Origin of the sequence: Streptomyces sp. NPDC102259, from assembly GCF_044766465.1 — a bacterium.
GTDB lineage: Bacteria > Actinomycetota > Actinomycetes > Streptomycetales > Streptomycetaceae > Streptomyces.
The window spans coordinates 807,920-817,102 of record NZ_JBIWMA010000002.1 but is presented as its reverse complement, the minus strand read 5'-3'; the positions used below and the strand labels follow the sequence as shown (position 1 = coordinate 817,102).

Below are 9,183 nucleotides of genomic sequence, written 5' to 3'. Positions count from 1 at the left end.
CGGACCCGTGCCGATCAGTTCGCCGGTGTCCCGCCGGTGCCGGTGCCGGGGTGAGCGGCGTTCAGGTGGTTCAGTTCCTCGGGCGTGAGGCGCAGCGCGCCCGCCGCCACGTTCTCCGTGAGGTGGCCGGGGTCTCCGGTGCCCGGGATGGCCAGTACGTGCGGCCCCCGAGCAAGGGTCCAGGCGAGGCGGACAGCGGCGGGGGACGTGCCGTGGGCGCGGGCGACGGCGAGCACCGCCTCGTCATGGGCGGTGGTCGCGCCCCGGGGTCCGGCGTCGCCGGCGATGGCGTAGAACGGCACGAAGGCGACGCCCTGTTCGCCGCAGACGCGCAGGAGTTCCTCGCTCTCGGGGGCCTGGTGGCCGAGGCCGTAACGGTTCTGCACGCTGACGACGGGGGCGATGGCCTGCGCCTCGGCGAGATGGCGGGGGCCGACGTCGGAGATGCCGAGGTGGCGGATCAGTCCGGCTTCGCGCAGTTCGGCGAGGGCGCCGAAGTGCTCGGCGATCGATTCCTGGCGCATCCGGCGCAGATACACCAGGTCGAGGTGGTCACGGCCGAGCTGGCGCAGGTTCTCCTCGACGTGGCCGCGCAGGTCCTCGGGGCGGGCCGAAGTGCCCCACTCCCCCGAGCAGTCGCGGAAGGGGCCGACCTTGGTGGCGATGAGCAGGTCGTCCGGGTACGGGGAGAGCGCGCTGTTGATGAGCTCGTTGGCGGAGCGCAGGGCGGAGAAGTAGAAGGCGGCGGTGTCGATGTGGTTGACGCCGAGCTCGATCGCTCGGCGCAGGACGGCGATGGACCGGCCGCGGTCGCTCGGCGTGCCGAGGTGGAAGGCCGCGCTGCCGGTCAGCCGCATCGCGCCGAAGCCGATGCGGCCGACCGTCAGGCCGCCGATGTCCCAGGTGCCCGCGGCATCCGCGGTGATCGTTCCGGAGGTCATCCGGGCAGTCTCGCACGCACCCCGGGCACTGGTCCGAGCCGGCGGTACGAGCCTCAACAGGCCACGGTCTCCTCGCACTTGCGCAGCGCCTCCTGGACGTCGCGGCTCCAGGGCCGGGCCGTGCGGGGGGCCGAGGACACGGTGTGCACGGTCGGATCCGTGCGCCGGAGGGCTCGGGCAGGGAGCTGTCGAGGAAGTCGCCGAGGCCCTTCAGCGCCCCGGGACGGGTCAGCAGCGCCTCGCAGAGCGCTCTGAGGTCCGGGCCGCGGGGTGCACCCGAGGGGGCCTGCCGGCCGCCGCGGCGGCGCTGGGGGCCACCCACTCACGTCCGTTTTCGCACGCTCACGCCCGCCGCCCGCCACCCGCGCCGCGCCTCGCCGCTCAGTGCAGCGGCTTCTCCAGCACCGCCTTGCGGTGGCTGAACGTCTCGATGGAGTAGCGGCCGTGGTAGTTGCCCATGCCGCTCTCGCCCACCCCGCCGAACGGCAGGTCGGAGACGGTGAGATGGGCCAGCGGCAGGCCGTAGCCGAGGCCGCCGGAGGACGTTTCGGCGGCGATGCGGCTCCGGGTGTCGCCGGACTCGGTGAAGACGTACAGGGCGAGGGGCTTGTCGCGGTCGTTGATGAAGGCGATCGCCTCGTCCAGGCCGTCGACGGTGACGATCGGCAGGATCGGGCCGAAGATCTCCTCCCGCATGACGGGCGAGCCGGGGTCGACGTCGGCGAGGACGGTGGGCGCGAGGTACTTGTCCGTACGGTCGTTGCCGCCGCCGACCACGATCCGGCCGGAGTCGAGCAGGGCGGCGAGCCGGTCGAAGTGGCGTTCGTTGATGATGCGGCCGTACTCGGCCGAGGTCTGCGGGTCGGCGCCGTAGAGCGTCTCGACCGCGCGCGTCAGCAGGGGTTCGAGGGCGGCGGCCGTCTCCGGGTCGGTGAGGACGTAGTCGGGGGCGACACAGGTCTGGCCTGCGTTGAGGAACTTGCCGCGGGCCAACCGGTCGGCGACGACGGAGAGATCGGCGTCGCGGTCGACGAACGCCGGCGACTTACCACCGAGTTCGAGGGTGACGGGGGTGAGGTGCTCGGCGGCGGCGCGCAGGACGACGCGTCCGACGGCGCCGTTGCCGGTGTAGAAGATGTGGTCGAAGCGCTCGGCCAGCAGGGCCGTGGTCTCCGGGATCCCGCCCTCGACGACGGCGACCGCGTCGGTGTCGAGATACGCCGGCAGCAGGAGGGCCAGCGCGGCGGACGTGGCGGGCGCGAGCTCGCTGGGCTTGACGACCACCGCGTTGCCGGCGGCGAGGGCGCCGACCAGGGGGGCGAGCAGCAGCTGGGCGGGGTAGTTCCAGGGCGCGATGACGAGGACGACGCCGAGCGGGTCGACCTGCGTCCACGCGGTGGCGTCGGCGCCGAGGTGGGCCGGGACCGGGGCGGACTCGGGGCGCAGCCACGCGTCCAGGTGATCGAGGGTGTGGTCGATCTCGCGGACCGTGAAGTCGATCTCGGTGCGGTACGCCTCGGTGGAGCTCTTGCCCAGGTCGGCGCGGAGGGCGTCGGCCAGGTCGGCGCCCCGCTCCGTGAGCAGCCGGCGCAGACGGCTCAGCTGCTCCGTGCGCCAGGCGACGGGCTTGGTACGGCCGGTGCGGAACGTGGCGCGCAGCCTGGCTACGACGTCGGCGGGCTGCTCGGGAGTGGCGACGGTGGTCACGGTGCCTCGCTGGGGTGCGCGGGCCTTGCGGCCCTGGGGTCTCGGTGCGAGCGGTCTGCTCGTCCTGGGGGTGCGAGCCGCCGGCTCGGTGTCGGTGCGAGCGTGCGGCTCGGTGTCGGTGTCGGTGCGAGCGATGAGCTCGATGTATATGCCAACCTTTCAGGCACCAAAATACATTCCCGGGACGCCGGACTACTTCATCGGCCCCTCGCCGGCGCCTCCGGCGAGCGCGCGTCTGCGCCGGTCGAGGAAGGCCCGTTCCGCCGGGCTCTCGCTCAGCGCGCAGGCCGCCTCGTAGGCCTCCGCGGCCTCCGTGACCCGGCCGAGGCGACGCAGCAGGTCGGCGCGGACGGCGTGCCAGACGTGGTAGCCGTCGAGGTCCAGCGCGTCGACGAGGTCGAGGGCGCGGCCCGGGCCCTGCGTCTCCGCCAGGGCGACGGCCCTGTTCAGCGCCACGACCGGCCCCGGCGCGAGCTCCATCAACTGGTCGTACAGGCGCAGGATCTGCCGCCAGTCGGTGTCGGCGGCGGTCGGCGCGTCGCTGTGGACGGCCTGGATCGCGGCCTGGATCTGGTACGGCCCGGGCCGGTTGCGGCGCAGACAGCTGCGGACGAGCGACTGCCCCTCGGTGACCAGGTCCCGGTCCCATCGACCGCGGTCCTGCTCGGGCAGCGGAACGAGCGTGCCGTCGGCGTCCTCCCGCGCGGTCCGGCGGGACTGGACGAGCAGCATCAGTGCCAGCAGCCCGGTGACCTCGGGCTCGTCCGGCATCAGCTCGGTGAGGAGCCGGCCCAGACGCAGGGCCTCGGCACACAGGCCCGGGTCGCCCCCGTACCCTTCGTTGAAGATCAGGTAGACGACGGCGAGCACGCCGTTCAGCCGGTCGGGCAGGTCGGCGTCGCGTGGCACGCGGTACGGGATGCCCGCGTCCCGGATCTTCGCCTTGGCGCGCACCAGCCTCCCCCATAGCCCTGAACGGGCATGGGAGGTACCCCCATGGCCATGGTCGGCTCGGGGACGAGGAAGGCGCGGGCGAGCCGGGCGGTGGTGAGTCCGCCGAGGAGGCGCAGGGTCAGGGCGACCTGCGCCTGGGGCGCCAGCGCGGGGTGGCAGCAGGTGAAGATCAGACGGAGCCGGTCGTCGCGCACGGGGCCCTCCTCCACGGGCGGCTCGGTGGCGTACAGCAGGGAGGCCTCGGCGTGCCGCGCGCCCCGGGTGTACTCGCGCCGCAGCCGGTCGACCGCCCGGTTGCGGGCGGTGGTGATGATCCAGCCGGCCGGGCTCGGCGGCACACCGGTCTGCGGCCAGCGTCCGACGGCCGTGGTGAAGGCGTCCTGGACCGCCTCCTCGGCGAGGTCTATGTCGCCGAGGAGGCGGACCAGGACGGCGACGGCCCGGCCGTACTCCGCGCGGAACACGGCCTCGACGTCGAGGGGCATCAGGCCTCGCCCATGAAGGGCCGCACCTCGATGGGAAGGGTGGTGGCCCAGGTCGCCCGCCGGCCCCAGTGCAGGGCGGCGTCGAGGTCCGGCGCCTTGATCAGGCAGATCCCGCCGAGGTACTCCTTGCCCTCGGCGTACGGCCCGTCGGTGACGAGGACGTCGCCGCCGCCCGGCCGCAGCACGGTGGCGGTCTCCGGTCCGTGCAGGCCCCCGGCGAACACCCAGGCGTCGGCCTCGCGCAGCTCCTGGTGGAACGTCTCGAGGTTGCGGCCGATCTCCGCCATCCCCTCGGCCGACGGCGGCTCGCCCTCGCTGGGCGTGATCACGCTGAGCAGGTAGAACTTCATGACGTCCTCCCGGTCTCGTGCCGTTCTGTCACCTCCTACACGAACGGCGGTCCCCCGGATCGACACCCCGCGCCACGCAACCGGAAGAATCCCGCCCATGACCGCACCGCACCCCCTCGTCGCTTGCGCCCGCAGCCTCGCGGACGACCTCCTCGCCCCGCACGCCGAACAGGTGGACCAGGAAGAGGTTCCCGCGAGCCACCTCGCGCGGATCCGGCGCTCGGGCCTGCTCGGACTGAACGCGCCGAAGGAGTACGGCGGGGCCGCGGCACCCGGCGCGGTGGTGCGCGAGACGGCGGAGATCCTGGCCGGGGCGTGCTGCTCGACCTGGTTCGTGCAGGCGCAGCACCACACCCCGGTACTGACGCTGGCCAGGGGCGAGGGCCCGGTGCGCGAGCGCCTGCTGGGCCCGCTGGCGACCGGCGAGCTGCTGTCGGGGGTCGCGTACGCGCATCTGCGGGCGTATCCGCGCGCCCCCGTCCGGGTCACCCGGGAGCGGGCCGGCTGGCGCTTCGACGGGACCGTCCCCTGGTACACGGGGTGGGGCCTGAACGATCTGCTGCTCCTCGCCGGGGTCACCGACAGCGGCGAGGTCCTGTTCGCCTTCACCGAGGCGCGGGAGCAGCCGGGTCTACGGGCCTCGGCCCCGATGCGCCTCGCCGCCCTCTCCGCGGCCCGCACGGTCTCCCTGGAACTGGACGGCCTGTGGCTGCCGGAGGAGGCGGTCGCGCTGCGCACCCCGCACGAGCGCTGGTCGGCGGCGGACCGCCTCAGGACGGTGAACGCCAACCCCGCCGTCTTCGGTCTCACGGAGGCGGCCCTGACCCTGCTGGACGAGGACACGGCGGAACCACTGCGCGCCCGTCTCACGGAGGTCCGCACCCGGGCCTACGCCCTGGCCGACGGCGCTGCGCCGCAGGAGCACCTGGCGGACCGTCTGGCCCTGCGGACACAGGCCTCCGAGGTGCTGGGGGCGGCGACCACGGCAGCGGTGGTGACCGGCGGCGGCCGCTCCATGCTGCTGACGAACAAGGCCCAACGGCTGGCCAGGGAAGCCCTGTTCCTCATGGTCCAGGCCCAGACGCGGGAGTCACGCGCCGACCACCTGAGGTCACTGGCCGAGTAGCCCCCGGGGTGCGGGGAACCGCGCGGGCAGCCACCCACGACACCCGTGCGCCGGGGCCCCGGACGCCCCCGTCAGCCGGCGAACGGCACCTGCACCGACGCCGTCTGCTTCCCGGCCGGGTGTTCCCACAGCCCCTCCCCGGCCAGCAGGGGCAGCACGCCCTCCCCGAACCAGTACGCCTCTTCCAGGTGCGGGTACCCGGACAGCACGAACTCCTCGATCCCCAGCGCCGCGTACTCCTTGATCAGCGCGGCGACCTCCGCGTGACTGCCCACCAGCGCGGTGCCCGCGCCGCCACGGACCAGTCCGATCCCGGCCCACAGGTGGGGATGAATCTCCAGTCCGTCCCGGCTGCCGCCGCCGTGCAGCGCGAGCATCCGCTGCTGTCCCTCGGACTCACTGCGCGCCAGCCCGGCCTGGACGGACCGCACGGTCTCCGCGTCGAACCCGGCCAGCAGCCGGTCCGCCTCCGCCCAGGCTTCCCGCGAGGTGTCCCGGGTGATGACATGAAGCCGGATGCCGAACCGGAGAGTGCGTCCCTGCTTCGCCGCGAGCCCTCGGATCCAGGCGATCTTCTCCGCGACCTGGGCCGGCGGCTCGCCCCAGGTGAGGTACACGTCGACGTACCTCGCGGCGATCTCGCCGGCGATCGGCGAGGACCCGCCGAAGTACACCTCGGGCACCGGATCCGGCACGCGGGCCAGCTTCGCGTCCTCGACCCGGAGATGCTCGCCCGCCAGGTCGACGGTCTTCCCCTCCCACAACTCCTTGACGATCTGGAGGAATTCACCGGTCCGGCGATAGCGGTCGTCCTTGTCCAGGAAGTCGCCGTAGGCCCGCTGCTCGTGGCTCTCGCCGCCGGTGACGACGTTGAGCAGGAGCCGTCCGCCGGTCTGCCGCTGGAACGTGGACGCCATCTGCGCGGCGAGCGTCGGCGAGACGAAGCCGGGCCGGAACGCGACCAGGAACTTGAGCCGCTCGGTGTGCTGGCTGACCATCGCCGTGGTCAGCCAGGCGTCCTCGCACCAGGCCCCGGTGGGGGTGAGCACGCCCACGAAGCCGAGGTCCTCCGCGGCGCGGGCGATCTGGCTCAGGTAGGCGACCGTCGGCGGCCGGTCCCTTCCGGAGGCGGTGGCGGGGGTGCCGTGGCCGCCGCCGACGACATGGCGGCTGTCGCCGTTGGTGGGGAGGAACCAGTGGAAGGTGAGGGACACGTGGGGTCTCCGATCAGGAATGTCCGTCTTGTGTGCCTGTGCGTCAGTGTGCCCGCCGGGCTGTCGGTCCGCCGGATTGCCGGACTGCCGGTGCGCCGGATTGCCGGACTGCCGGTGCGCCGGGCCGCCCGTCCGAGGCGGTTCGTCGCGCGCTAGAGCAGGCCGTGGCGCGGCGGCCGGGTGCCGTTCAGCACGAACCGTCCGAGGTGCTGGATCTTCCAGCGGGTCGGATCGTGCAGGGTGTGGGTGCGGGCGTCGCGCCAGTGCCGGTGCAGATTGAGCGAGTGGAGGGCGGACCGGGTCCCGGACACCTCGAACAGGGCGCTGGAGACCTCCACCGCCGCCCGTGCCGCCTGCACCTTCGCGGCGGCCACCGCGAGGGACGCCTCGGCGGCCGTGTCGTCGGTGAGGTCGGCGCGCGCCGCGTCGACCGAACGGGCGGCCTCGCGCAGCAGTGCCTCCGACGCCCTTACCTCCAGGGCGAGTTCACCGAACCGCTGGATCAGCAGCGGATCCTCGGCGGCCGTCTCGACGCCGCTCTCGAACCACGGCCGGCTCTTGGTCCGCACGAACTCCGCCGCCTCGGCGAGCGCGCCCGCGGCGATCCCCGCGTCGATCGCGGAGTGCAGCAACTGGGCGATCGCGCCGTGGAGCTGCGGCCCCTCGAAGGTGAGGTGGTGCGGCAGGGCGCGGTCGCCCGGCACCGGCACACCGTCGAGGCGGACGGTGCCGCTGGCCGTCGTCCGCTGCCCGAGACCGTCCCAGTCGTCGATCACGGTGAGGCCGGGCGCGTCGGACGGCACATAGGCGACGTGCAGCCTGTCGTCCTCGGCGCGGGCCAGCACCGGGATCCAGTCGGCGAAGAGGGCGCCGGTGGAGTAGTGCTTGACGCCGGTCAGGACGTACGAGCCGTCCGGCCGAGGCTCCAGACGGGTGCGGATGTCCTGGACGTGCTTGCCGCCGGCCTCCGACTGGGCGTTGCCGAAGCGCCGGCCGGCGAGCAGCTCGGCGAAGAAGAACTTCCGTTGCTCCGGCGTGCCCTGACGGCGGATCACATTGACGTAGGCGAAGTGGCTCTGCGGGATCTGGGCGAGGCTGCCGTCGGCGCTGCCGAGCAGCCGGAAGATCTCCGCGAGCGTCCCGGCGCTCACATCCGCCCCGCCATGGTCGGCGGGGACGGTGACGGCGAGCAGCCCGGACCCGGACAGCCGGTCCAACTCGGCACGGGGCAGACGCCGTTCGGTGTCGCGCGCGGAGGCGCCCGTGCGGAACTCCTCGGCCAGCGAGGCGGCGACGGTCAGGGCCTCGGCGTCGTCGGAGATGACATGGGCCGACATCGTGCGCTCAGCTCGCCGCGGCCAGGTACGGCGTCCGCCCGAGCGCGACCGAGAACTGGTCGAGGACGTGGGTGAGCGCCTCGGTGGCGGTCGGGGCGACCGTGATGGAGCCGTCCTCGTGGGCGGTGATGTCCTTGTCGAGGGTGAACCAGCCCTGCACGATATGGGCCGCGCCCATGGAGTTGAGCACGGGACGCAGGGCGTAGTCGATGGCGAGGACGTGGGCGGTGGAGCCGCCGGTGGCCAGCGGCAGGACCGTCTTGCCGGTGAGCGCGTACTGCGGGAGCAGGTCGAGGAGGGCCTTGAGGACACCGGAGTAGGACGCCTTGTAGACCGGGGTGCCCACCACGACACCGTCGGCGCGGGCGAAGAGCTCGGTGGCCTCGACGATCGCCGGGTGGCGGAAGTCCGCGCCGAGCAGGGCCTCGGCCGGGATCGTACGGACGTCGAGCGGGATCACCTCGTGTCCCTGGGCGGCGAGCCGCTGGTCGAGGTGGCGCAGCAGACGGCCGGTGCGGGAGGAGGTGGAAGGGCTGCCGGAGACGGACAGGACGGTGGCCATGGGTCCTCTTTCGAAGGTGCCCGGGGCGCCCCGGCTGGGCGGGACGCTCCGGTGGGAGCGGTCAGGAGTACCAGGTGGTTGCGGCAGTTCGCCCTGGAGGACCCGGCGGCCGACCTCGCGGCGCCCGCGGGCGGCGGGGTCGTGGAGCGTGTGGGGACGGTCGGACACGCGTGTCCTGCCGGTGACGAGTCCCCCGCCGGCAGGGGAAACCCGTAGGCGAATTTCACGGGCGCGGCAGGCATGCGGAACTCCCGGTGCGGAATTTCTCGGGCCCGCAGAATTCACGGGACGCACCGGCGCCGACGGGGTGCGACGTCAAGAGATGGGCGGGCGCGGTGAATTCAGGCGAGGAAAAGAAAAAGCGCGGCGGATCGCGAGGAGATGATCAGGCCGCGGCGCAACAGGAGGCGCTGGAGACGCGCGCGAGGTCGACATGGCGTCGCCGCGTGAGGTCCAGTCGCATCTTCATGTCCACGATCGTGGCAGCCGCCCGCGACGGCAGTCAAG

General features: G+C 73.3%; 8 protein-coding genes and 1 pseudogene. 1 reads left to right on the top strand and 8 read right to left on the bottom strand.

The window, feature by feature from the left end; translation table 11 throughout:
• Nucleotides 1-14: 14 nt before the first annotated feature.
• The 4 genes and pseudogenes from ACIRPU_RS08190 to ACIRPU_RS08175 form a co-directional block, all read right to left on the bottom strand.
• Nucleotides 15-941 (bottom strand): aldo/keto reductase, encoded by a 927-nt coding sequence (locus ACIRPU_RS08190; protein WP_403863237.1) that lies wholly within the window; start codon nt 939-941, stop codon nt 15-17.
• Nucleotides 942-1,322: 381 nt separating this feature from the next.
• Nucleotides 1,323-2,648 (bottom strand): aldehyde dehydrogenase family protein, encoded by a 1,326-nt coding sequence (locus ACIRPU_RS08185; RefSeq protein ID WP_403863234.1) that lies wholly within the window; start codon nt 2,646-2,648, stop codon nt 1,323-1,325.
• A gap of 192 nt (nt 2,649-2,840) precedes the next feature.
• Nucleotides 2,841-4,087, bottom strand: a pseudogene (locus ACIRPU_RS08180) (RNA polymerase sigma factor).
• Complete coding sequence (locus ACIRPU_RS08175) at nt 4,087-4,437, bottom strand: YciI family protein (protein ID WP_384120441.1); 351 nt, start codon at nt 4,435-4,437, stop codon at nt 4,087-4,089. Before ACIRPU_RS08175 ends, ACIRPU_RS08180 begins: the two are co-directional and overlap by 1 nt.
• A 97-nt stretch (nt 4,438-4,534) precedes the next feature.
• On the opposite strand from ACIRPU_RS08175, the gene ACIRPU_RS08170 reads away from it, so the two are divergent.
• Nucleotides 4,535-5,563: an acyl-CoA dehydrogenase family protein gene (locus ACIRPU_RS08170; protein WP_403863230.1), complete on the top strand. Its 1,029-nt coding sequence runs from the start codon at nt 4,535-4,537 to the stop codon at nt 5,561-5,563.
• A gap of 71 nt (nt 5,564-5,634) precedes the next feature.
• Here the strand turns inward: ACIRPU_RS08170 and ACIRPU_RS08165 are convergent, their stop codons facing one another.
• From ACIRPU_RS08165 to ACIRPU_RS08150, 4 genes are all read right to left on the bottom strand, one after another.
• Nucleotides 5,635-6,777, bottom strand: coding sequence for an LLM class flavin-dependent oxidoreductase (locus ACIRPU_RS08165; RefSeq protein ID WP_403863227.1), 1,143 nt, complete (start codon nt 6,775-6,777; stop codon nt 5,635-5,637).
• Nucleotides 6,778-6,929: 152 nt separating this feature from the next.
• Complete coding sequence (locus tag ACIRPU_RS08160; protein ID WP_403863224.1) at nt 6,930-8,114, bottom strand: SfnB family sulfur acquisition oxidoreductase; 1,185 nt, start codon at nt 8,112-8,114, stop codon at nt 6,930-6,932.
• 7 nt (nt 8,115-8,121) lie between these two features.
• Complete coding sequence (ssuE, locus tag ACIRPU_RS08155) at nt 8,122-8,676, bottom strand: NADPH-dependent FMN reductase (RefSeq protein ID WP_403863221.1); 555 nt, start codon at nt 8,674-8,676, stop codon at nt 8,122-8,124.
• Nucleotides 8,677-9,061: 385 nt separating this feature from the next.
• Nucleotides 9,062-9,139: a putative leader peptide gene (locus ACIRPU_RS08150; protein WP_350786652.1), complete on the bottom strand. Its 78-nt coding sequence runs from the start codon at nt 9,137-9,139 to the stop codon at nt 9,062-9,064.
• Nucleotides 9,140-9,183 lie beyond the last annotated feature (44 nt).